This is a genomic window from Solidesulfovibrio carbinolicus (genome assembly GCF_004135975.1).
Classification (GTDB): Bacteria; Desulfobacterota; Desulfovibrionia; order Desulfovibrionales; family Desulfovibrionaceae; genus Solidesulfovibrio; species Solidesulfovibrio carbinolicus.
Window position 1 is genome coordinate 966,181 of the sequence record NZ_CP026538.1, and the last position, 21,104, is coordinate 987,284.

Annotated in this window: 22 protein-coding genes; 7 read left to right on the forward strand and 15 right to left on the reverse strand. The window is 65.0% G+C overall.

Translation table 11 applies throughout. The features are described 5' to 3' along the window. Positions 1-5: 5 nt before the first annotated feature. The 5 genes from C3Y92_RS04295 to C3Y92_RS04315 form a co-directional block, all read right to left on the reverse strand. Positions 6-338: a NifB/NifX family molybdenum-iron cluster-binding protein gene (locus C3Y92_RS04295; protein WP_129349811.1), complete on the reverse strand. Its 333-nt coding sequence runs from the start codon at positions 336-338 to the stop codon at positions 6-8. A gap of 15 nt (positions 339-353) precedes the next feature. After that, positions 354-848 (reverse strand): iron-sulfur cluster assembly scaffold protein, encoded by a 495-nt coding sequence (locus C3Y92_RS04300; protein WP_129349813.1) that lies wholly within the window; start codon positions 846-848, stop codon positions 354-356. Continuing rightward, positions 838-1,716, reverse strand: coding sequence for an Mrp/NBP35 family ATP-binding protein (locus C3Y92_RS04305; RefSeq protein ID WP_129349815.1), 879 nt, complete (start codon positions 1,714-1,716; stop codon positions 838-840). Before C3Y92_RS04305 ends, C3Y92_RS04300 begins: the two co-directional genes overlap by 11 nt. Further along, complete coding sequence (locus C3Y92_RS04310; RefSeq protein ID WP_129349817.1) at positions 1,709-2,158, reverse strand: hypothetical protein; 450 nt, start codon at positions 2,156-2,158, stop codon at positions 1,709-1,711. Before C3Y92_RS04310 ends, C3Y92_RS04305 begins: the two co-directional genes overlap by 8 nt. Before the next feature lie 583 nt (positions 2,159-2,741). After that, positions 2,742-3,341: an NYN domain-containing protein gene (locus C3Y92_RS04315; RefSeq protein ID WP_015859848.1), complete on the reverse strand. Its 600-nt coding sequence runs from the start codon at positions 3,339-3,341 to the stop codon at positions 2,742-2,744. 494 nt (positions 3,342-3,835) lie between these two features. Between C3Y92_RS04315 and C3Y92_RS04320 the strand changes: the two genes are divergently transcribed. Next, the gene (locus tag C3Y92_RS04320; RefSeq protein ID WP_129349819.1) at positions 3,836-5,227 is read left to right on the forward strand and encodes a M14 family metallopeptidase; all 1,392 of its coding nucleotides are present in this window, start codon (positions 3,836-3,838) and stop codon (positions 5,225-5,227) included. Positions 5,228-5,479: 252 nt separating this feature from the next. On the opposite strand, the gene C3Y92_RS04325 is transcribed toward C3Y92_RS04320, so the two are convergent. The 7 genes from C3Y92_RS04325 to C3Y92_RS04355 form a co-directional block, all read right to left on the reverse strand. Further along, positions 5,480-6,799 carry a phenylacetate--CoA ligase family protein gene (locus C3Y92_RS04325; protein WP_129349821.1) on the reverse strand — a complete coding sequence of 440 codons (1,320 nt, stop codon included), beginning with the start codon at positions 6,797-6,799 and terminating at the stop codon, positions 5,480-5,482. A 109-nt stretch (positions 6,800-6,908) separates the two neighbouring features. Then, a complete protein-coding gene (locus C3Y92_RS04330) occupies positions 6,909-7,628 on the reverse strand; it encodes an ABC transporter ATP-binding protein (protein ID WP_129349823.1) in 720 nt (239 codons plus the stop codon). A gap of 231 nt (positions 7,629-7,859) precedes the next feature. Further along, the gene (locus tag C3Y92_RS04335) at positions 7,860-8,630 is read right to left on the reverse strand and encodes an ABC transporter ATP-binding protein (protein WP_129349825.1); all 771 of its coding nucleotides are present in this window, start codon (positions 8,628-8,630) and stop codon (positions 7,860-7,862) included. After that, complete coding sequence (locus C3Y92_RS04340; RefSeq protein ID WP_129349827.1) at positions 8,627-9,592, reverse strand: branched-chain amino acid ABC transporter permease; 966 nt, start codon at positions 9,590-9,592, stop codon at positions 8,627-8,629. The genes C3Y92_RS04335 and C3Y92_RS04340 overlap by 4 nt, the downstream gene beginning before the upstream one ends. Beyond that, positions 9,589-10,464 carry a branched-chain amino acid ABC transporter permease gene (locus C3Y92_RS04345; protein ID WP_129349829.1) on the reverse strand — a complete coding sequence of 292 codons (876 nt, stop codon included), beginning with the start codon at positions 10,462-10,464 and terminating at the stop codon, positions 9,589-9,591. The genes C3Y92_RS04340 and C3Y92_RS04345 overlap by 4 nt, the downstream gene beginning before the upstream one ends. Before the next feature lie 2 nt (positions 10,465-10,466). Beyond that, entirely contained in the window at positions 10,467-11,606 is a 1,140-nt protein-coding gene (locus tag C3Y92_RS04350; protein WP_129349831.1) for an ABC transporter substrate-binding protein, read from the reverse strand. A 138-nt stretch (positions 11,607-11,744) separates the two neighbouring features. After that, a complete protein-coding gene (locus C3Y92_RS04355; RefSeq protein WP_129349833.1) occupies positions 11,745-12,887 on the reverse strand; it encodes an ABC transporter substrate-binding protein in 1,143 nt (380 codons plus the stop codon). A 368-nt stretch (positions 12,888-13,255) separates the two neighbouring features. On the opposite strand from C3Y92_RS04355, the gene C3Y92_RS04360 reads away from it, so the two are divergent. Beyond that, the gene (locus C3Y92_RS04360; RefSeq protein ID WP_129349835.1) at positions 13,256-13,780 is read left to right on the forward strand and encodes a hypothetical protein; all 525 of its coding nucleotides are present in this window, start codon (positions 13,256-13,258) and stop codon (positions 13,778-13,780) included. A 24-nt stretch (positions 13,781-13,804) separates the two neighbouring features. Further along, the gene (gene zupT / locus C3Y92_RS04365) at positions 13,805-14,641 is read left to right on the forward strand and encodes a zinc transporter ZupT (protein ID WP_129349837.1); all 837 of its coding nucleotides are present in this window, start codon (positions 13,805-13,807) and stop codon (positions 14,639-14,641) included. A gap of 96 nt (positions 14,642-14,737) precedes the next feature. Here the strand turns inward: zupT and C3Y92_RS04370 are convergent, their stop codons facing one another. The 3 genes from C3Y92_RS04370 to htpG form a co-directional block, all read right to left on the reverse strand. Next, entirely contained in the window at positions 14,738-15,442 is a 705-nt protein-coding gene (locus C3Y92_RS04370; protein WP_129349839.1) for a DedA family protein, read from the reverse strand. Between the two features lie 252 nt (positions 15,443-15,694). Further along, the gene (locus C3Y92_RS04375; protein ID WP_129349841.1) at positions 15,695-16,669 is read right to left on the reverse strand and encodes a sensor domain-containing diguanylate cyclase; all 975 of its coding nucleotides are present in this window, start codon (positions 16,667-16,669) and stop codon (positions 15,695-15,697) included. A gap of 231 nt (positions 16,670-16,900) precedes the next feature. Further along, positions 16,901-18,820: a molecular chaperone HtpG gene (gene htpG, locus C3Y92_RS04380; protein WP_129349843.1), complete on the reverse strand. Its 1,920-nt coding sequence runs from the start codon at positions 18,818-18,820 to the stop codon at positions 16,901-16,903. 226 nt (positions 18,821-19,046) lie between these two features. Here htpG and C3Y92_RS04385 point away from each other — a divergent pair, with 226 nt between their 5' ends. From C3Y92_RS04385 to C3Y92_RS04400, 4 genes are all read left to right on the forward strand, one after another. Then, positions 19,047-19,460: an Hsp20/alpha crystallin family protein gene (locus tag C3Y92_RS04385; RefSeq protein WP_015859862.1), complete on the forward strand. Its 414-nt coding sequence runs from the start codon at positions 19,047-19,049 to the stop codon at positions 19,458-19,460. Positions 19,461-19,493: 33 nt separating this feature from the next. Beyond that, on the forward strand, positions 19,494-19,862 hold the full coding sequence (locus tag C3Y92_RS04390; protein ID WP_129349845.1) for an Hsp20/alpha crystallin family protein: 369 nt from the start codon (positions 19,494-19,496) through the stop codon (positions 19,860-19,862). A gap of 333 nt (positions 19,863-20,195) precedes the next feature. Then, entirely contained in the window at positions 20,196-20,594 is a 399-nt protein-coding gene (locus tag C3Y92_RS04395) for a MucR family transcriptional regulator (RefSeq protein WP_129349847.1), read from the forward strand. 119 nt (positions 20,595-20,713) lie between these two features. Next, entirely contained in the window at positions 20,714-20,989 is a 276-nt protein-coding gene (locus tag C3Y92_RS04400; RefSeq protein ID WP_006920806.1) for an HU family DNA-binding protein, read from the forward strand. The last annotated feature ends 115 nt before the right edge of the window (positions 20,990-21,104 follow it).

A 21,104-nucleotide genomic window follows, 5' to 3' on the forward strand; every position in this document is an offset into this window, starting at 1 on the left:
CGGCCTTAGCCCGCCTGGCCGGCGCGGTAGGCGGCCACGGCTTCGCCCACGGTGCGGCCGTCGAAGCCTTCGACGGCCGTCAGCCCGGCGGCCTTGAGGGCGGCGGCGGCCTTGGGGCCGACCACGCCCGAGAGCACGACGGAGGCTCCGGCGTCGGCCAGGCGGCGGGCGGCTTCCAGCCCGGCCCCGTGGGCCATGGCCTGGGAGGAGCCGTTGTCGAGATAGGTGACGTTGCCGGCGGGGTCCACGAGGACGAAGCCGGCGGCCCGGCCGAAGCGCGGGTCCACGGCGTCGGCCAGGGTGGGGCCTTCGCTGCTGACGGCGATGATGGTGTGCATATTGTTCTCCATGGTTCAGGCCTGGGCGTTTTGGCCGGTTTCCTGGCTCTGGGCCGCAGCCAACGCGCCGCCGGCGATCATCCAGCGGTGGACGGCCTCGCGCACGGCGGCGGCGGCCAGATAGGCGCAGTGGCGGTCGTCGTCGGGAAACCGGCCGACAGCCGCGACCACGGCCGCTTCATCAATGTCCACGGCTTCGTCCAGGGTCTTGCCCACGGCCAGGGACGCGGCGGTGGCGGCGGCGATGAGGCTTGAGGCGCAGCCGTCGGTGTCGAAGTCGGTGGCCGTGACGCGCTCGCCGGAAACGAGCAGGGCGATGGTGATGGTGTCGCCGCAGGAGCCCTTGACCGTGCCGAAAGTGGTCGGCGCTTCCAGGCGCGCCCGGTTTGGCGCGTCGCGCCAGACGGCAAAGCCTTTTTCGCCGAAGCGGGCGATGAGGTCGTCGCGCTGCTCCTGCTCGAAGACGTCGAGCAGCATGTCGAGGGTGTCCTTGTCGGGGCTAGCCGGCATGGGCGGCCTCCTGGGCGTCCTTGGCCTGCGGGGCGGCGGCCGGTCCCACGGCCTGGACGGCGGCGGCCAGGATGGGCTTAAAGGCGGCGGCCGCCGGTCCCTGGCCGGCCACGGCTAGGTAGACGTCGCCGTCGTCGCCGGAGCGGGCCACTTCCGGGTCGATGGGCAGCCGGCCCAAAAACGGCACGCCGGCTTCTTCGGCCAGGCGCTCGCCGCCGCCGGTGCTGAAGATATGGTGGGTCGCGCCGCAGTCCGGGCAGACAAACCCGCTCAAGTTTTCGACAATGCCGAGGATGGGGTTGCCGAGCTGGCGGCAGAAGGTGATGGAGCGGCGCACGTCGTCCACGGCCACGTCCTGGGGCGAGGTGACGATGAGTCCCAGGGCCTTTTGGCCGAAAATCTGGAGCACGGACAGGGGTTCGTCCCCGGTGCCCGGGGGGCAGTCAACCACCAGCACGTCGCGCGTGCCCCAGTCAACCTGCTCGGCCAGCTGGGCGATGACCCCGGCCTTGGCCGGCCCGCGCCAGATGACGGCGTCGTCGCGGCTGGGCAGAAGCAGGCCGATGGACATGACGCCGAGGTTCCAGTGCCACTCCACGGGCAACATGCCGCGCGCGGACATGCCGGGCTTGAAACCGGTGAGCTTGAGCAGGCGCGGGATGCTCGGGCCGTGGACGTCCACGTCGAGCAATCCCGTGCGCAGGCCCTCCATGGCCAATCCGGCGGCCAGATTGGCGGCCACGGTGGACTTGCCCACGCCGCCCTTGCCCGAGAGCACGACAATGACGGATCGGACCTGGTCCAGGCCGGTGGCTTTGGGCTTGCCGCCGATTTCTTCGTTGAGGTCGCGAAGGCCTTGTTCATTCATGGCGAAGCAACTCCGTCAGGTTGTCCCGTCGGCCCGGTCGGCCCGGACGGCCCGGGCCGGAGGCGATCCGGCCCGGGCGAGCGCCAGGGGCGAGCAGGGCGTCGAGGCGGTTATGCGCGATGGCGGCCAGCACGTCGGTCACGTCGCCGTTTATCCAGGCGGACACGGTGATGCCGCGCCGGGCAAAGGGGGCCAGGCAGCAGCAGGTGGCCCCGCCGCAGACCAGATGGCCGACGTCGGCGGCGGCGAGCAGGGTGGCCAGAGCCGGCAGCCCGCCCGGCGGCATGGGCCAGGAGACCAGGGCGGCCACGCCGTCCGTGCCCAGGGCAAAGCAGCAAAACGTGGATGCCGTCTCCAGCAGGGTGGCGAGCCTGGGACCGTGGCAGGCCAGACATACCCGGCAGGGCGGCGTGGGAAAGGGATGGCGTGGTTTTGGCGGCATGGCGGTGCTCTTGGATGCGCCAGAGGCAGGAACCGTGCCGAAAATGAGAAGTTTGTTATTTTAGATGGTTACTGGCGAGACATCAGCGGAGGCCAGGAAGCTGGGGGCTTTCTGGCGAATAATTAGCCCATATTGTGTAATACGGGATTGTAATTCGCCTATTTCGTGAAGCGACAGTTGGCTACACTAGATGTAACATGCTGTAATCAAATATGCTCTTGGTCATGGTTTCGGGCGAAAAAAGCGCCGACGGCAGGTTGCGCCGACGCGAGGGGAGGGAGGCGCAGCCTGCCGTCTTATCCAGGTTCCGGGCGAGCCGGGAAGGAACACGTCTCTCAGGCAGCCTGACACCCAGGTGCTCGGACCGGGAAAGCCTGAACGCCGAGGGCTATTGACCAACCCGGCGAAGGCCGAAAAACAAACGGCCGGAACATTTGTCCCGGCCGCATGGCGTCAAAACTGGCAGGCCCGAAGCGGGGCGGCTGTAGCGTTCCTTAACAAATACGGTAGTATTTAGAAGAAAAACCTCTGGTTCTCATGTCTTGTCTACGCAATGCCTTATGCGCTTTTCGCGGACGCGCCACTAGGACATGACCCGGGCTTCGCGGGCCACTTCGTGGGCAAACTCGTCGATCCACCAGATGCGGTCGGCCCGGCACTGGAGGTCGGTGGAGACGCCGTTTTTAAAGACGAGCAGCTCAAAGCGCTTGTTTTTCTCGGTGATGTACTCCACGGCGTCGAGGAGGTCGCTGTCGCCGGAAGAGAGAATGAGCGTGTCGTAGTTCTCGATATGGGTCAGCGCCAGGGTGGCCAGGCCCACATCGACGCCCTTTTGCTGTTCGCGGCTCAAACGGTGGGCCCGGTCGTTGGGGCAGGTGACGGGCACCTTGCGGCGGCACTGCTCGCAGTAGAGTTCGTTGATTTCGCTGGTGCGCAGTTCGTAGAGCTTGGTGATGATTTTCGGTCCCTGGGGCGGGGCGGAGCGCATCCAGTTGTAGAAGGCGATCTGGGATTCCGGGGTGGGATGGGGGATGGAATTGAGATAATAGGCGCGCCAGATGGGGGTTTCGGCTTCCAGTTTGTTGCGCAGTTTGACATAGTCAATACTATATTCCCTACTGAAATAGGATTGCCCCCGGTACATGTAGCCAGCGTCAATGAGCCACAATCGGCGATTGGTCATCGGTACGTCCTGTTTTTTGGGATTTTTAAGCGACAAAAAAGCCAGCTTTAAAAGGTGAGACAGCGGAACTATACAGGAACCAGCGGACCTGGGAAGAGGCTTTGCAAAAAAATAATCTACTGTAAAATTAGCGGCTTGTGACTTTATGGAAAGCCAGTGACGGGAAGCTCGCGACGGCTTGGCCGTGTGACGGCAAACTGGCCATAGGGCATGCGCGCCGGGGCGTGTCGCCTGCACGGCGTGCCGGGACAGGAGGCGCGGCTCGGGGCAGGGCCGTGTCCGGGACAGCTGTGCAGAGCTGTCCGCGAAAGCGGCGGGCGGTGATGGTCCGCAAGGCAGCCGGGGCGTCGCGGCAGCCGTTTGCCGTCGTGTCGGGCGTGCTGGGCGTGCTGGGCAGCCCGTCCGGCACGGCGCGTGGGCAAGGTGACTTTTGGGCTGGATTGGCATAGGCTGGCCCCGTCCTGCCACTTCTAACCGCGCCGCGCCGAGGTCCCATGCGTTTGCTCACGGCTCTGCTTGTCCTACTTTTCGCCGCCACGGCCGCGCCCTGCGGCAACCTCGACTTTACCCTGCACAAGCTCGACTCCGGCCGCCCCGGACCGACCATCCTGGTCATCGGCGGCATCCAGGGCGACGAGCCAGGCGGGTTTTCGGCGGCGGCCCTGCTGGTTTCCCATTATAAGATCAATTCCGGCGCGGTCTGGGTGGTGCCCAACCTCAATTTCTTAAGCATCATCCGCAGTTCGCGCGGCGTGTACGGCGACATGAACCGCAAGTTCGCCGACCTTGATCCGGGCGACCCGGAATACGCCGCCGTACAGAAGATCAAGGCCATCATCCGCGACGAGAAGGTCGATGCGGTACTGCATCTGCACGACGGCTGGGGCTACTACAGCCCGACCGTGGTCAGCGAATGGCAAAATCCCCTGCGCTGGGGCCAGTCGGTCATCATCGACCAGGACAGCGCCGCCGCGCCGCGCTTCGGCAATCTCCTGGAGCTGGCCGGCCGGGCCGTGGCCGCTGCCAACGAACATCTCTACGAGCCGTTGCATGCCTACCACGTCAAAAACACCCACACCAAGGACTTAAGCAGCGAGACGGCCAAGGAAATGGCCAAGACGCTGACCTATTTCGCCATCGGCCAGGGCAAGCCGGCCTTTGGCATCGAAGGCAGCAAGAATCTGCCGCCGCCCATGCGGTCGTATTACCATCTGCGGGTCATCGAGTCGTTTTTCAAGTCCTTTGGCCTGGATTTCGAACGCACCTTCGAACTGGGCGCGCCGCAGGTGGCCGAGGCCCTGCAACAAAACATGGCTGTGTCGTTTTTTGGCGACAAGGTGTTTCTCGATCTGCGAAACGCCCGGGAGCGGCTGCGCTTTATTCCCCTCAAAAAGGACAGCGCCGTGGAGTACCGGCCGTCCAGCCCCATCCTGGCCCTGGTTTCTGCCGACAAAAGCCTCAAGGTGTATTTCGGCAACACCAACGTCACCGAACTCGACCCGCAGTTCGTGGAGTTTGACGCGAGCCTGGCCGCCGTGCCCATGGACATCGACGGCGCGCGCCGGGAGGTGCCCTTCGGCCGGGTGGTGGACGTGCGGCAGGGCTTTTCCGTGGGCAAGGGCGCGGACTACCGGGTCAACGTCATCGGCTTTTCCAAGCCGGGCCTGACCGACGAAGCCGATACGGTCATCGGCCGGGGGGAGCTGAAAAAGGAATTTTCCGTGGACAAGGCCGGCCTCGTCTACCGGGTGGAAGTCTACCGGGGCGAGAAGTTTTGCGGCATGATCCTGGCCAATTTCGTGGCTGATGCGCCGCGCCTGGCCGCGACTGACGACAAGCTCTTGCGAAAGCTCAAAAAGACCGGCGAAATCACCCTCGGCCGGTAGTGTCGCATCCCTTGAAAAAAAGCGATAGTATTTTTTAAGAAAAACAAATGGTTTTAGCTCGTTGACTACAAAATACCATATGCGCTTTTCGCGGACGCGACACTAGCCGGCCGGCCATGCCCAGGCGGTGGCCGGAAAAACACCCGCCGCTTTTGCCAAAAACGACAAACGGCCCGGGAATCGTCGGATTCCCGGGCCGTTTTTTCAATAGGGTTTGGCTGTCCCCTCGGCGCAGTGCAGGAACGGGACCGTCTACTTGGCCGGCGTCAGCCCCCGGCGATCGGCCACGCGGATGGTCTTGCCTTCCTCGCCCCGGGCCAGGCTGCCCGGTTCCACCAGCCGCACCCCGAACCCCACGCCAAGCTCCGAACCCAGCCGGCGCTCCAGCTTGTCCAAAAGCGCCTGATGCTCGCCCACCCGGTCGAAAAGCAGCTCCTCGGCGGGTTCCACCTCCACCAGCGCCTCGTCCAGCGCGCCCTTGCGGTCGAGCACGATGCGGTAGTTGGGCGTGACCCCTTCCACTTCCAGCAGCAGCGACTCCACTCGGGACGGGAAGACGTTGACGCCTCTAATAATAAGCATGTCGTCGCAGCGCCCGAGGATGCGGCCGATGCGGCGCATGGTGCGGCCGCACGGGCAGGGTTCGGGGATGATCCGGGTGAGGTCGCCGGTGCGGTAGCGGATCATGGGGAAGGCTTCCTTGGCCAGGGTGGTGATGACGAGCTCCCCTTCCTCGCCGTCGGCAAGGGGTTCGCCCGTGGCCGGGTCGATGATCTCGATGAGGAAGTAGTCTTCGCTGACGTGCATGCCGGCTTTTTCCAGGCATTCGCCGGCCACGCCCGGCCCCATGATTTCGCTTAAGCCATAGTTGTCCGTGGCCGTGAGCTTCAGGCGATCCTCAATGGCCTCGCGCATGGCCTCGGTCCAGGTCTCGGCCCCGAACAGGCCGTAGCGCAGGGACAGGGCGTTGACGTTGACGTCCATGGCGGCCAACGTCTCGGCCACATGCAGGGCGTAGCTTGGGGTGGCCACGAAAACCGAGGTGCGGTAGTCCTGCATGATGGTGACCTGGCGGCGGGTGCCGCCGCTGGAGGCCGGGATGACGGCCGCGCCCACGGTTTCGGCCCCGTAGTGGAAGCCCATGCCGCCGGTGAAAAGCCCGTAACCAAGGGCGATCTGCACGATGTCGTCGCGGGAGACGCCGGCGGCCACCATCACCCGGGCGACCAGGCGCGACCAGGCCCGGACGTCGTTTCGGGTATAGCCGGCGACCACGGGCTTGCCCGAGGTGCCCGACGAGGCGTGCAGGCGCACCACGTCGCGCAAGGGCACGGCGAAAAGCCCGTAGGGGTAGGCTTCGCGCAGGTCGGCTTTGGTGGTAAAGGGCAGTCGGCGCACGTCGGCCAGATCGGCGAAACTTTCGGGATCGATGCCCTGTTCGGCGAAGCGTTTGCGGTAGAGCGGCACGTTTCTGGCGACGCGGGCAAGGGTCTCCTGGAGCCGCTCCAGCTGAAGCTGGGCCAGATCCTTGCGGTCCATGGTCTCGAATTTCGGCTCAAAACACTCGCGCATGGCAATAGCCCCCGTTACGTTCTCGATCCCTCGCCTCCCTTTACCCCCCATTCAGGGGGTCCGGGGGGCTTAGCCCCCCGGCCGCCGGAGGCATCTTCTCTTAATCTCTCTAATTATCCTTCTCGCGCCCAAGGTAGGCGCGGCGGACGTCGTGGTTGGCGAGCAGCTCCTCGGAGGTGCCGGAGAGCAGCACGCGGCCGGTTTCGAGGACGTAGCCCCGGTCGGCCACGGCCAGGGCGCTTTTGGCGTTTTGCTCGACGAGCAGCACGGTCAGCCCTTTGTCGCGGCGCAGGGTGGAGACGTGGCGGAAGATTTCCTTGCAGACTTGCGGGGCCAGCCCCATGCCGGGTTCGTCCAGGAGCAGGCAGCGCGGCCGGGCCATGAGCGCGCGGCCGATGGCCAGCATCTGCTGTTCGCCGCCGGACAGGGCGGCGGCCTGCTGGTCGCGGCGTTCGCGCAACACCGGAAACATGGCGTAGATTTCGTCAAGGTCGGCGGCCACCTCGCGGTGGCGAAACTTGGTGTAGGCCCCTAAAAGCAGATTGTCGGCCACGGACAAGGGGCCAAAGACGAGCCGGCGCTCGGGCACATGGGACAGGCCCAGGCGCACGATGCGCTCGGGTTTTTCAGCCTCGATGCGCTTGCCGTCGAATTCGATCTCGCCGCCCGAGACGCGCTCGACGCCGGAAATGGCGGAGAGCAGCGTGGTTTTGCCCGCGCCGTTGGCCCCGATAAGGGCGACGATCTCGCCCGAGGCCACGTGCAAGGACACCCGACGCACGGCGTGCACCCGGCCATAGTGAATATCAACGTTACGCAGGGTCAGCATAGGAAGAGTGCCTCCGGCGGCCAGGAGAGGCGCTGCCTCTCCTGGACCTCTCCGCCGGGGGCCTCAGGCCCCCGGACCCCCGATATGGGGTATGGTGTCCTGCCTGGGGATGGCCCAGGACAGGGGGTCGTTTTCCTGTCGCGTCCGCGAAAAGCGTGTGCGTTGTTCGCGGGGAATGCGATGAAACCAGTAATTTCTAAAAAAATACTATCGTATTTTTCAGGGGTGACGCTAGTCGTCCTCGCCGAGGTAGGCCTTGATGACTTCGGGATTGGCCTGGATTTCCTCGGGCGTGCCGGCGGCCAGGGGATGGCCGAAATGCAGCACCGTCACATAGTCGCTCACGCTCATGACCAGCTCCATGTCGTGTTCGACCAGGCCCACGGCCACGCCGCGGCGGTCGCGGATGGCCCGGATGAGGACGCCCAGTTCGGCGGTTTCCTTGGAATTGAGCCCGGCGGCCGGTTCGTCGAGAAGCAGGAGCTTGGGCGAGGCGGCCAAGGCCCGGGCCATTTCCAGCAGCCGCTGCTTGCCGTAGGGCAGATCCCCGGCCGGGGCGTTGGCGAGGTCGGCCAGCCCGACGAACTCCAGGCAGTCCAGGGCCGCCTCCCGGCATTCCCGCTCGGCCCGGCGGAAACCGGGCGTGCGCAACAGGCTTGCGGCCACGGAATAGCGCGTGAGCGCATGCCGGCCGGCCATGACGTTTTCCAGCACCGACATGGAGGTGAAGACTTCGAGGTTCTGGAAGGTGCGCACCACGCCGGCTTCGGCCCGCTTGTGGGGCGGCAGGCCCGAGATGTCGGCTCCGCCGAGCAGCACCGCGCCGGAGGTCAGGGGCACCATGCCGGTGATGGCGTTTAGAAGCGTGGTCTTGCCCGCGCCGTTGGGGCCAATCAGTGCCGTCACCGTGCCCGGGGCGATGGCGAAGTCGGCGTCGGTGAGGGCATGGATGCCGCCGAAACGGACGGTGGCGGCCGTAACGTCCAGCAGGGCGGCGGTCATGACGCGCCTGCCTTGCGGCGAAGCCGTCTGGTCAGGCGCGACAGGCCCCCGGCCAGGCCGTCGGGCAAAAACATGATGGTGAGCACCAAAATGGCTCCGTAAACAAGGATGTCGATGTCCTCGAATTCCCGCAGCGCCTCGGGCAGGGCGGTCAAAAAGAGCGCGCCGGCAACCGAGCCCCAGACGCTGGCCATGCCGCCGAGCACCACCATGACCACAAGCTGCACGGAAAAGCCGAAACCAAACGAGGCAGGGGCGATGAAGCTTAAGTAGTGGGCGTAGAGCACGCCGGCCAGTCCGGCCAGGGCGGCGGACAGGACAAAGACGAAGCGTTTGTGGGCGGCGATGTCCACGCCCAGGCTCGCGGCCGCTTTCTCAGACACGTGCAAGGCCCGAAGCGCCCGGCCGGTGCGGGATTTCATGAGGTTAAGCGAGAGCAGCACCACAAAGGTCAGCACCACGGCCATGAGGTTGTAGTAGCTGTGGTCGGAGGTGAATTCGTAGCCGAAAAGCGCCAGACGCGGGATGCCGACATAGCCCGACGGGCCGCCGGTGGCGTCCACGGCTTCGTTGAAGACGATGGAGACGATGATGCCAAAGCCCAGGGTGGCCATGGCCAGGTAATGGCCCTTGAGCTTGAGGGTTGGCGCGGCCACGATCCAGGCCACGACGGTGGCCAGGGACACGCCGATGGCCATGCCGGCCGGGATGGGCAGGCCGAAGCGGGAGGTGGCGATGGCCGTGGCGTAGGCCCCCAGGCCATAAAAGGCGGCGTGGCCCAGGGACACCTGGCCGGCATACCCCATAAGGAGATTGAGGCCCACGGCGATGACGGCGTTAAGCGCCCCCAGGATGCAGATGCTCAAGTAGTATTCGTTGGGCAGCGTGTAGGGCAGGGCCAGGAGCAGCAACAGGAAAAGGGCCGCCTGGGCGGCGTTTTGGCCAAGGACGGGCAGCTTCATACGCGCTCCACGCCGGCCTTGCCGAAAAGTCCCGAAGGCCGCACGAAAAGGAGCAGCAGCAACACCACGAAGGCGAACGCGTCCTTGTAGCCCGAGGCGATGTAGCCCGCGCCAAAGGATTCGAGCACGCCCAGCACCAGCCCGCCGGCGGCCGCGCCAAAGGGATTGCCCAGGCCGCCCAGGATGCAGGCGGCAAAGCCCTTGAGGCCAAGCATCATGCCGACGTCATAGGCGGTCATGGTGATGGGGGCCAGGATGGCCCCGGCCGTGGCCCCGATGAGTCCGCTTATGGCAAAGGAGAGGAGCGCCATGCGGGCCACGGAGATGCCCACTAAGCTGGCGGCCTTTTTCTGGCAGGAGCAGGCCAGCATGGCCTTGCCCTGGATGGTGGCGGTGAAAAAGAGCTTGAGCGCCGCGAGCAGGGCCAGGGTCACGGCCAGCACCCACAGGCTCTGGGGCTGGATGGCCGCGCCCAGGGCCAGGATGGGGGCCGTGCCGCTAAAGGCCGGCAGGGCGTGGGTGTCCTTGCCAAAGGCCAGCATGGCCCCGCCGCGCAGCAGGATGGAGACGCCGATGGTGATGATGACGGCGTTAATGGCCGGCGCGCCGGCGATGGGCCGGATGGCCAGGCGTTCCATGAGGCCGCCGATGGCGGCCGTGGCCAGACAGGCCAGCACGATGGCCAGGGGCAGGGGCAGCCCCACCCCCAGCAAACACACCGAGAGCATTCCGCCGAGCATCACGAACTCGCCCTGGGCGAAGTTGATGATGCCGGTGGTGTTGAAGATCATCGTAAACCCGAGCCCGATCAGGCCATAGGCGGCCCCCTGGGTGAGTCCGGAAACGAGGTATTGGGGCGCGCCGGCAAACATCGTTACTGACCGACAATAACCCAGTCGCCCTTGTCGATGCCGAGCATGATGAAGGCGTCGGGGCCAAGACCGGCATGGTCCTCGGGGGTGAAGCTGAAAATGCCGCCGATGCCGGGGAAGTTTTGGATCTTCTCCAGGGCGTCGCGGATGGCCTCGGGTTTGTCGGAGCCGGCGTTGGCGATGGCTTTGACGGCCAGATGCAGCGAATCGTAGCCATGCCCGCCAAAGGTGGATACCGGGGCCTTGAAGCGCTCGTCATAGGCCTTGGCGTAGCCCACGAGCAGGGCCTTTTCTTTGTCCGTGTCGGGCAGCTTGTCGGCGGCGGTGATCTTGCCGGCCGGCAGCAGCAGGCCCTCGGCGGCCTCGCCGGCCAGCTCGATGAACTTCTTGGAGGCCACGCCGTGGCTCATGTACAGCGGGGTCTTGATGCCGAGCTGGACGCGGTTCTTGGCGACAACGGCCGGTCCGGGGTTGGTGCCCCAGCAGATGACGGCGTCCGGGGACGCGCCCTGGATCTTGGTCAGCTGGGCGGTCATGTCCGTGTCCTTGGGACCAAAAACCTCGTCGGCCACCAGCTCGAAGCCCTCGGCCGGGACGAGTTCTTTCAGCACCTCGCGGCCGGCCTGGCCGAAGCCGTCGGACACGGTGAGGATGGCGAGCTTTTTGTAGCCCTTGGCCTTGGCGTGGGTGAGGATGCGGGCCACGGCCAGGCGGTCGGACGGGGCGACCTTGAAAATATACGGACTCACCGGCTTGGTGATCTTCTCGGCGGCCGAGCAGGAGATGAGCGGGATTTTGGCGGCGGCGGCCTTGCCCATGACGGCCAGCGAATTGCCCGAGGTGGTGGGGCCGAGGATGGCGGCCACGTTTTCCTTCTTGATCAGGCGATCCACGGCCAGCACGGCCTTGTTGACGTCGGTCTCGTCGTCGAGGATGACCACTTCCACCGGCCGGCCGAGCACGCCGCCGGCGGCGTTAATTTTATCGACTTCCATGAGGATGGTGTTTTTCTCGGGTTCGCCGAGAAACGAGGCCGGGCCGGTGACGGACAGCACCGCGCCCAGGCGCACGGGTTCGGCGGCAAAGGCGCAGGTCGCGGCGCACAGGGCGCATAGGGCGGTGAGGATCGCTTTGACTCGCATGGTTCGCTCCTTCAAGCGCGCTGCCGCGCCGCAGGGAATTCCCTACGGCGCGGCGGCGTCGGCTGTGTCGATTCGCGTTCCGTCCTTGTAGACGGAATCGGGCGGGAAGGAAACCGGGAAAGCCTGCTGTATGACGGTCTAGTCGGCCAGCAGCTTGAAATCGCCGCCGGCGATGGTGACCATGACAAAGGCGGTTTCGTCAAGGCCGTTGTGGTCCTCGGGCGAGAAGCGGAACACGCCGGTGATGCCGGGGAAGCCGTTGATCTTTTCCAGGGTGGCCCGGATGCCGGCCGGGCTGGCGTCGCCGCCGGCCTTGATGGCTTCGGCCACGAGCATGAGGCCGTCGTAGGCGTAGCCGCCAAAGGCCGAAGCCGGGGTCTTGAAGCGGTCCTCGTAGGCCTTGGCGTAGGCGGCCAGGGGCGCTTTCTGGGGATCGCCGTCGGGCAGCTGGCCGGCCACGGTGAGCTTGCCGGCCGGCAAGAGCAGGCCTTCGGCCGCGTCGCCGGCCAGTTCGATGAATTTCTTGGAGGCCACGCCGTGGCTCATGTAGAGCGGGGTGGCGATGCCGAGCTGGACACGGTTTTTGGCCACCACGGCCGGGCCGGGGTTGGTGCCCCAGCAGATGACGGCGTCGGGGCTGGTTCCCTTGAGCTTGGTCAGCTGGGCGGTCATGTCCGTGTCCTTGGGGCCGTAGACCTCGTCGCCGACGAGTTCGAAGCCGCCGGCCGGGATCAGTTCTTTCAGCACCTCGCGCCCGGCCTGGCCGTAGCCGTCGGACACGGTGAGGATGGCGAGCTTTTTGTAACCCTGCTTCTTGGCGTGGGCCAGGATGCGGGCCACGGCCAGCCGGTCGGACTGGGCGGTCTTGAAGACGAAGGGGTTGACCGGCTTGACGATCTTTTCGGCAGCGGCCATGGACACCATGGGCGTCTTGGCGGCCTCGACCTTGGGGGCCACGGCCAGGGAGTTGCCGGAAACCGTGGGGCCGACCACGGCCACGACGTTTTCCTTTTTGAGCAGCCTGTCCACGGCCAGCACGCCCTTGTTCACGTCGGTCTCGTCGTCGAGGATAATGACTTCCACCGGCCGGCCGAGCAGACCGCCGGCGGCGTTAATGGCGTCGGCCTGCATCTGCAGGGTGTTTTTCTCGGGTTCGCCCAAAAACGAGGCCGGGCCGGTGGCGGAGACCACCGCGCCGATGCGGATGGGGTCGGCGGCCTGGGCCGGCAGAGTGACGGACAGGGCGGCAAGAAGGAGAATCGTCAAGGATGCAAGGCGCATGGAACCTCCAGGCTGCTATGGGGCAACGAATCTTCGGCTATTGGGCCACTTCCATACCGGCGAGGCGGGTTTTTGGCAATTAGGTCATGATAACTATTTTTATTTTTAACTTTTTGTTCGGCCGAAGAAGATGCAGTCGCGAAGCATTGCGGGGGTGGTTGCGTCTTTTATCGGTGTGGTTCGGGCGACTTTCGTGCGCAAATCCGCAAAAACGTCGTTTTGGGGTCTCTAGGCGGAGCATTTTGCGCAAAAAGTCGGGAAGGCCGGTCCCTTGGCGGGGCCGCTTCGGAGCCGGCGGCTTGCCTCGGCAGGCGCGGCTTTGTATGGGATGGGCAAGAACGTGAAATGTCGAACTCAAGGAGTGCGCCATGCCCGCCCTTTGCCGCGCCGCTGTTGCGGCATTTTGCCTGCTGATCCTGTCCGCGTCCCTGGCCCTGGCCCAAACGCCCGGCCCATCTTCCGCCCAGGACGCCAAGCCCAAACCGGCCCCGGCCCAGGCCGCGCCGGCCCCGGAGCCGGCCGCCAAAAAGGGCGACGAGGCGGCGGTCAAAAAAACGCCCGTGGCCGTGGACCACGACGACGCCGATCCGGTGGGGGCGCGCCTGGCCTACCGCCTCAAGGAGCTGCTGGGCCGTTCCTCCCTCATGACGCCCACCAACAAGGACGAAAAAAAGCTGGTCATCGTGCTGAAGACCAAGGAAGAGTTCCCGGGCCGGCCCAATCTGTGTTCCATCTATTCGGTCTCGTGGCTCTTTTCCTCCCGCGAGGGGGCGCTCAAGTACTTCCTGGCCTCCGAGGCCGGCATCGTGGACGCTTCCGGCGTGGACCAGACGGCCGAGGCGCTGCTGGGCCGCACCGACAAGCTGGCCTCCACCTACGGCTACCTCTTCTAACGGCGCGCCAAGGACCGACACCCCATGGACATCACCGCCTCAGCCGTCTGGTACGCCTTCGGCCTGACCCTTTTCGCCGGCCTGGCCACGGGCCTGGGTTCGGCCCTGGCCTTCGTGGCTCGCCAAACCAACACCAAGTTCCTGTCCGTCGTGCTCGGTTTTTCCGCCGGCGTGATGGTCTACGTGTCCTTTGTGGAGATCTTCGCCGAGGCCCGCCATTCCCTGACCGAGGCTCTGGGCGAGGCCGGCGGTTCCTGGGCGGCGGCGGCCGCCTTTTTCGGCGGCATCGCCTTTATCGCCCTCATCGACAAGTTCGTGCCGGACTACGAAAACCCCCACGAAATGCACTCCATCGAAGAGATGGACGCCGGCGAGGCCACACTTCCCAAAAACGAGGCCCACGACTTCGCCAAGCTGCGCCGCACCGGCATCTTCGCCGCCCTGGCCATCGCCATCCACAATTTCCCCGAAGGGCTGGCCACCTTCACCGCCGCCCTGGCCGATCCCAAACTCGGGCTGGCCATCGCCGTGGCCATCGCCATTCACAACATCCCCGAAGGCATAGCCGTCTCCATTCCGCTCTACTACGCCACCGGCAACCGCAAAAAAGCCTTTCTCTATTCCTTCCTGTCCGGCCTGTCCGAACCGGTGGGGGCGCTGGTCGGCTACCTGCTCCTTATGCCCTTTTTCACCCCCGCCACCTTCGGCATCCTCATGGCCGCCGTGGCCGGCATCATGGTGTTCATTTCCCTGGACCAGCTGCTGCCGGCGGCCGAGGAATACGGCGAACACCACCACAGCATCTTCGGCTTGGTCGCCGGCATGGCCGTCATGGCCTTGTCGTTGCTGCTGTTTTTGTGAGGGGAGGGCAGAGGGGCAGAGGGGAAGAGAGGAAGAGAAGAGGCCTCCGGCGGCCGGGGGGCTAAGCCCCCCGGACCCCTTGCATGGAGAAAGGTTTTACGGGGTTTTGGGGCTGGATTGGTTCTCTGGCCGGCCGCGCCGGTCCAGCAGATGCATGAGCAAGTGGCGTGCTGCGGCGATGAGTAAGGGAAAAAGCGCCGCCGCCACCACCACCGCGCCGAAATGGCGGGCGAACCAGGGGATGGCCCCCAGCCCGTAGCCGCCGCCCACAAAGACCAGCGCCCAGACGATCTTGCCCAGGGCGTTGAGCCAACCAAACCGTTTCCAGGACATCCCGGCCATGGCTACGGCCATGGGAAAAGCCGCCCGCAGGATGGGCACGAACCGCGACAGCAACACCGTGGCCGCGCCGTGCCGGGCAAAGGCCCGGCGGGCCGCTTCCAGCTGCTGCTGCGGCAACAGGCGTTTGCGAAGCGTCCCGGCGAGTCCCCCGCCGGCTCCCCGGGCGGTTCCTCGGCGCAAGGCCCGGCCGATGGCGAAGTTGGTCATGTCGCCCAGCGTCGCGGCGGCGTAGCAGCCCAGGGCCACCGGCCAGACGTCAAGCGTCCCCCGGGCGGCCAGGGCGGCGGCCGCGAAAACCAGCGTTCCCCCCGGCAAAAACACCGTCACCACAAAGGCCGTTTCGGCATAGATGGTCAGCCAGATCAGGGCGTAGACAAGGTCGCCGTGGTCGGCCACGGCCTGGATCAGGGCGGCGTCGAGACCGGCGAGCAGGGCGAATAGAGCGGCAAGGGTTTCCATGGCTGATCAACTACGGTTTCATGGACGGCGCGTCCAGGGAGAACGCCCGGGCTGGGAAGGCGCGAAGGCTTGGCCGGGGACAACGGAAACGATCCGTCGTCATGGTTGTCGGCCAGGCGTGACAGGCCAGAACATTGGGCCTCTCGGCCAAGATAGGCGGACCGGCGGTTTCGCGCCCGGCCGCCATGGGCAAAGCCGGCGGGTCAGCCCGGAGAGCGGCATCGACATCGGCATCCACAGCCCCCCGGGGGATCAGGGCTGCGTCACCAGGACGGAGGAGCCTTCGGCGGCTCCGGCTCCGGTTTCCACGGCGGCCACGGCCACGGTGTTTCGGCCCGAGGCCTTGGCTAAATAGAGGGCCTTGTCGGCGGCGCGCAGGAGCCGGGCGTCCAGGTCGCGGCGCTCGTCCGGCCAGCGGTCGTAGCCCGAAGCGCCCAGGCTCACCGTGACCCGGCAAAACGGGCTGGCCTCGTGGGGGATGCCCAAGTCCCATACCGCGTCGCACAGGTTCTGGGCCAGGGCGGCGGCGTCGCGGCTGGACCGGCCCGGCAGCACCACGGCGAACTCCTCGCCGCCGTAGCGGTAGGCCTCCACGCCCTGGCGGCAGCCGACCTCCCGGGTTGCCTCAGCGATGCGGCGCAGGCATCCGTCGCCGGCGATGTGGCCGTAGGCGTCATTGAAACGCTTGAAGTGGTCCACGTCGAACAGGATGAGGGAAGCGGGCTTGGACGACTCGCGCCCCTGCCGCACGGCGGCGGCCAAAGCCTCGTCGAAGACACGCCGGTTGCCCAGGCGCGTCAGGTAGTCCATGGCGGCCATGGCTTCCAGCCGCGCGTTGGCCTTGGCCAGTTGGCCCTCGGTTTCCTTGTGGCGGGTGATGTCGGTCAGGGCCACCATGATGGCGATGGCCTGGCCGTCGCCATCAAATAGCGGCTTGACCGACACGTAAAACACGCGGTCTTCGATGGTGATCTCGTGGTCCGGGACGTCGAGGCCGGCGTCGATGCGGCGAAAATCGTTTTGGATGTTTTCCCCGCTTTCCGGGCTCAGCTCGGCCACCCGACGGCCGATGAGCTGTTCCGCCTTCAGGCCGCTGATGGAAGCCAAGGCTTGGTTCAGGGCCACATGACGGCCCTCACGGTCGATCAGGGCCATGGCCACGGGCATGGCCGCGAACAGCCGGGCCAGGGGGATGGCCGCGTCGCCGATGGTGATGTGTTGGAACATGGCTGCCCCGCGCGTTTCCGCATCCGATCCATCAACCGCCTCGCGGCCGGGACGTCTGTATGGATGCCGTTGCTCCAGATCCCGTGACGACAGGGATGGAATCCCAGCCTACACCACATGCGCCGCGCAAGGGAAGAATGAATCCTTGTCCAGTGCGTCGTCCGGGACAGGAAACAAAGCGGGCCGGGGATCGCTCCCCGGCCCGTTGACGTGGTTTTGGCGAGTGCCCGCCTATTTGGCGTGCAGGGCGCTGGCGTCGGCCAGCAGATCGTTGATGCGGGCCACCATCTGGTGCGGGTCGGACAGGTAGCCGTCCAGCAGCAGGGCCGAGTCGTAGAGCTGCTCGACGGCCTTGCCGATGAAGGGATCGGCGGCGTCGCGGCGGTAGATGGAAAGCAGATTGCGGATGAGCGCATGGTCGCGGTTGAGCTCCAGCGCCTTCTTGGGAGGCGTGGCGTCCTTGCTCATGAGCCGGATGATCTTCTGCATGCTCGAGGTCATGTGTTCGTCGGGCGAGACCAGACACGAGGGGCTCTGGGTCAGGCGGGTGGACAGGCGCACGTCGGTGATGCGCTCGCCGAGCAGGTCCTTGATGGCCTTCAGGAAATCGTCCAGGGAGCCGGACTCTTCCGGGGTCAGTTCCGGGGCCTTGTTCTCGGCTGGCTGGCCCTCGAAGGGGTCCAGTTCGGCCGCGTCGGCCAGCTCCGCCGACTTGAGCTTCAAGTCCTTGAACGTGCCGATGGAATCCATGATGAATTCGTCGATGGGCTCATAGAGGTAGAGCACTTCCAGGCCCTTGGCCCGGAAGACTTCCAGGTGCGGATTGAGGTCGAGCGCCGCCCGGGACGGGCCGGACAGATAGTAGATGGCCTTCTGGCCGTCCCTGGCCCGGGTGACGTAATCGGCCAGCGAGGTGAGCCGGACCTTTTCGGCCTCCTCGTCGTCGCCGTCCTTGGCCGCCAGCGCCGAGGAGTCGAAGCGCACCAGCTCGGCAAAGGCCTCGCGGTGGGCGTAGTCGCCGTAGCCGAGCTTGAAGCCTTGGCCGTGGGCGGCGAAAAAGGCGTTGTACTTCTCGGGGTCTTCCTTGGCCATGGCCTTGAGCTTGTCCAAAATCTGCTTGACCAGCACGGACTGGATCTTGCGCAGGACCACGTTTTCCTGAAGCGTCTCGCGGGAGATGTTGAGCGGCAGGTCCTCGGTGTCCACCACGCCGCGCACGAAGCCCAGAAATTCCGGGATGAGCTCTTTGGTTTCCTTGGAGATGAGCACCCGGCGCACGTACAGGTCCAGCCCGTGGTGGAGCTGATCGCGCATGGGCATGGGGCCCAGGCCGTGCTTGGGGATAAAGAGCAAAGCCGTGAACTGCACCGGCGCGTCCACGCTGACGTGGATGGTGGCCAGGGGGTCGTCGGAATCGTAGGTGAGGAACTGGTAGAATTCCTTGTACTGCTCCGGGGTCACCGAGAACTTGGATTCGCGCCACAGGGCCGGGGTGGTGTTGGTCTTCTCGCCGTCCAAGAGAATGGGGAAGGCGATGAAATTGGAGTGCTTGCGCAGCACGTCCTTGATGCGGGCCGGGTCGGCGTATTCCTTGGCCTCTTCCTTGAGGGTGATCTCAATCACCGTGCCGCGCGAAACCTCGCCGTCCACGTCCTCGATGGTGAAGCTGCCCGAGCCGTCGGAGATCCAGCGGGCCGGGGCGGCCTCCGGGGCGGCCGAGCGGGAGGTGACCACCACCTGGTCGGCCACCATGAACACGGAATAAAAGCCCACGCCGAACCGGCCGATCAGGTTGGAGGCGGCGTCCTTGTTTTCGGACACCGACTTCATGAAAGCCTCGGTGCCGGATTTGGCGATGGTGCCGAGGTGGTCGACAAGTTCGTCGCGGGTCATGCCGCAGCCGGTGTCGGCGATGGTCAGGCGGCCGGCGTCCTTGTCGGCGGTGATGCGGATTTCGAGCGCCTCGTCGGGATCGACCACAGCCCTGCCCCGGCTTTGCTCGAAGCGCAGCTTGTCCAGGGCGTCGGAAGCGTTGGACACCAGTTCGCGCAGAAAAATCTCGCGATTGGTGTAGATGGAGTGGGTGATGATATCGAGGAGCTTGCGGATCTCGGCGCGAAATTCATGGGTTTCGCCGTGGCTGGCGGACATGGGCGGTCTCCTTTCTCCGTGATGTCGTGGGAAGCGGCAAAAGCGGCCGGCTCCGTCTGTTCGGGCACAGCCGCGCGCTGTCGCATCCTCGGGAAATCTGTCGGGAAAACAGATAAGCCGGCCGGGCGGACTGTCAAGGCCGCATGTGTTGTCCGTCAGCCATTGACAGTGCCGGTCATTGGCTTATTTTTCGCTCAGAAGTGTCCAAATGTCAGGAGGAGCACCCATGGTCATTGATTTAAGCCCTTTTTATGGCGCAACGACCCCGTTTGACCGGCTTTTCGAGACGCTTTGGCCTTCCATGGCCATTAGTCAGCGCGGCACGGCCTATCCGCCCGTCAACATCGGCGAGGACGACGAGAACCTCTACGTCCGGTGCGAGATTCCGGGCATGGCCATTGCCGACCTCGACCTGACGCTGACCGACTCCAGTCTGGTCATCAAGGGCGAGCGCAAGGCGGAGCGCGGCAAGTATTACCGGCAGGAACGCCCCACCGGCGTGTTCCAGCGGGTGGTCAACATTTCGGGCGGGGTCAGTCGCGACAAGGTCACGGCCACCATGCGCGACGGCCTGCTCGAAGTCGTGCTGCCCAAGTCGGACGAGAGCAAACCCAAAAAGATCAGCATCGTGACGGTCTAACCCGGGAGCCCCCCGGCAAAGGAGGACGAAGCCATGGCCGATACCGTCGCCAAGGCAGAAGAACGCCGGCTGCCCAGGGTCAAGCCGGCCACGGACATCATCGAAAAGGAAGACGGCTTCTACATCTATCTGGACATGCCCGGCGTGTCCAAGGAGCACCTCGTCATCGACCTCAACGAGGACGAGCTCAAGGTTTCGGGCAAGGCCGAATACGCCCTGGCCGAGGGCCAGAAGCTTGGCCATGTGGAGTTCGGCGGCGGCGAATACTTCCGCAGCTTCACCGTGTCGCACATCGTGGACAAGGAACGCATCAAGGCGTCGCTGCGTGACGGCGTGCTGGAACTGCATCTGCCCCGCCAGGAAAAGGCCCAGCCTCGCAAGATCGAGATTCAGGCCGGCTAATCGGCAGACCGGCCGGTTGGCCGGACGCAGGGCGAACAAGCCGGGACGCGAACAGGCGTCCCGGCTTTTTTGGTGTTTCGCCTGGCCTTGGGAAGAAGGAGCCGCAGGGGTGGTCAGAGGCGTTTGGGAACGGCCTGGGTGCATAGAAAAAGGGAGTTGGCAGAAGTTCGGAATATTTCAAAAATGTAATAGACCGTATGGCAAGGCCTAGAAGAAGGTTTTCAGGAGGGTTATCAATGCTTCAAAATAGAAACAATCGTCATTTCCGTTGACAGGGCGAAGAAACTCTATGCAATGTCTGGCGTCATGCCGATTTCACTACAAGGAGAAACCATGGAAGACCATGTGAAGAGCGCCCTGGAGATCGTCAAAGCCCAGGCCTCGGTGCGCAGCATGAGCGATGAGGAGATTTCCTCCATGGTGCGCCGGTTGGCCGCCGGCATCCTCGAAATCAGTCTCGGCCTGTGCCCCCAGAACGACGAGGACGCCGTGGAGATGGAGCCTAAAAAGGCGGTCAAAGAGAAATCCATCACCTGCCTGGAGTGCGGCAAATCCTTCAAGGTGATCACCCGCAAGCATCTGGCCACCCACGGGCTTACCCCCGAGGAGTACAAGGTCAAGCACGGCTACAAGAAGACCATGCCCTTGGTGTGCAAGGGCTTGCAGCGGGAACGCCGCAAAAAGATGAAGGATATGCGCCTGTGGGAGAAGAAGGTGAAAATAGTGGCCTAAGGCGGGCGATTTCGCTATAGGAAGGTACCATTTCGGGAAATGGCCGCGGGGTTTTCGCGGGCGGCTCGCCGCCCCTGGGAAAACCGGGCGGTTCCCAACGATAAGGAGATCGCACGCACATGGCTAAAACAGACATCATCGCCAAGATCCAGGCCAATGCCGGCATTGCCACCAAGGCCGAGGCCGGCAAGGTCCTCGACGCCGTTCTGGGCGCCATCCAAGAGTCCCTGGTCGGCGGCGAGGCCCTGACCCTGACGGGTTTTGGCACCTTCAAGGTGTCGGAGCGGGCGGCGCGCACCGGGCGCGACCCCCGTACCGGCAACCCCATCGACATCCCCGCTTCCAAGGCCGTGCGCTTCACCCCGGGCAAGACCCTCAAGGACGCCGTGAAGTAGTTTGGCGAACCGGCGTCTCGACGCGCCGGCCTTGCCGCCCTCCGCGCCTGCCGGGCGACGGATTGGGAACAGGCGAGTCCTTCAGGCCCCTTCCCGGTTTCCGGGCAGGGGCCTG

What these genes read in the sequence shown, in the direction of transcription:
- C3Y92_RS04370 (WP_129349839.1), bottom strand. Translation starts at nt 15,442, where the DNA reads ATGGAAACCCTTGCCGCTCTATTCGCCCTGCTCGCCGGTCTCGACGCC.
- C3Y92_RS04335 (WP_129349825.1), bottom strand. Translation starts at nt 8,630, where the DNA reads ATGACCGCCGCCCTGCTGGACGTTACGGCCGCCACCGTCCGTTTCGGC.
- C3Y92_RS04385 (WP_015859862.1), top strand. Translation starts at nt 19,047, where the DNA reads ATGGTCATTGATTTAAGCCCTTTTTATGGCGCAACGACCCCGTTTGAC.
- C3Y92_RS04330 (WP_129349823.1), bottom strand. Translation starts at nt 7,628, where the DNA reads ATGCTGACCCTGCGTAACGTTGATATTCACTATGGCCGGGTGCACGCC.
- C3Y92_RS04340 (WP_129349827.1), bottom strand. Translation starts at nt 9,592, where the DNA reads ATGAAGCTGCCCGTCCTTGGCCAAAACGCCGCCCAGGCGGCCCTTTTC.
- C3Y92_RS04315 (WP_015859848.1), bottom strand. Translation starts at nt 3,341, where the DNA reads ATGACCAATCGCCGATTGTGGCTCATTGACGCTGGCTACATGTACCGG.
- C3Y92_RS04295 (WP_129349811.1), bottom strand. Translation starts at nt 338, where the DNA reads ATGCACACCATCATCGCCGTCAGCAGCGAAGGCCCCACCCTGGCCGAC.
- C3Y92_RS04345 (WP_129349829.1), bottom strand. Translation starts at nt 10,464, where the DNA reads ATGTTTGCCGGCGCGCCCCAATACCTCGTTTCCGGACTCACCCAGGGG.
- C3Y92_RS04305 (WP_129349815.1), bottom strand. Translation starts at nt 1,716, where the DNA reads ATGAATGAACAAGGCCTTCGCGACCTCAACGAAGAAATCGGCGGCAAG.
- htpG (WP_129349843.1), bottom strand. Translation starts at nt 18,820, where the DNA reads ATGTCCGCCAGCCACGGCGAAACCCATGAATTTCGCGCCGAGATCCGC.
- C3Y92_RS04400 (WP_006920806.1), top strand. Translation starts at nt 20,714, where the DNA reads ATGGCTAAAACAGACATCATCGCCAAGATCCAGGCCAATGCCGGCATT.
- C3Y92_RS04390 (WP_129349845.1), top strand. Translation starts at nt 19,494, where the DNA reads ATGGCCGATACCGTCGCCAAGGCAGAAGAACGCCGGCTGCCCAGGGTC.
- C3Y92_RS04310 (WP_129349817.1), bottom strand. Translation starts at nt 2,158, where the DNA reads ATGCCGCCAAAACCACGCCATCCCTTTCCCACGCCGCCCTGCCGGGTA.
- C3Y92_RS04375 (WP_129349841.1), bottom strand. Translation starts at nt 16,669, where the DNA reads ATGTTCCAACACATCACCATCGGCGACGCGGCCATCCCCCTGGCCCGG.
- C3Y92_RS04355 (WP_129349833.1), bottom strand. Translation starts at nt 12,887, where the DNA reads ATGCGCCTTGCATCCTTGACGATTCTCCTTCTTGCCGCCCTGTCCGTC.
- C3Y92_RS04395 (WP_129349847.1), top strand. Translation starts at nt 20,196, where the DNA reads ATGGAAGACCATGTGAAGAGCGCCCTGGAGATCGTCAAAGCCCAGGCC.
- C3Y92_RS04325 (WP_129349821.1), bottom strand. Translation starts at nt 6,799, where the DNA reads ATGCGCGAGTGTTTTGAGCCGAAATTCGAGACCATGGACCGCAAGGAT.
- C3Y92_RS04300 (WP_129349813.1), bottom strand. Translation starts at nt 848, where the DNA reads ATGCCGGCTAGCCCCGACAAGGACACCCTCGACATGCTGCTCGACGTC.
- C3Y92_RS04350 (WP_129349831.1), bottom strand. Translation starts at nt 11,606, where the DNA reads ATGCGAGTCAAAGCGATCCTCACCGCCCTATGCGCCCTGTGCGCCGCG.
- C3Y92_RS04360 (WP_129349835.1), top strand. Translation starts at nt 13,256, where the DNA reads ATGCCCGCCCTTTGCCGCGCCGCTGTTGCGGCATTTTGCCTGCTGATC.
- C3Y92_RS04320 (WP_129349819.1), top strand. Translation starts at nt 3,836, where the DNA reads ATGCGTTTGCTCACGGCTCTGCTTGTCCTACTTTTCGCCGCCACGGCC.
- zupT (WP_129349837.1), top strand. Translation starts at nt 13,805, where the DNA reads ATGGACATCACCGCCTCAGCCGTCTGGTACGCCTTCGGCCTGACCCTT.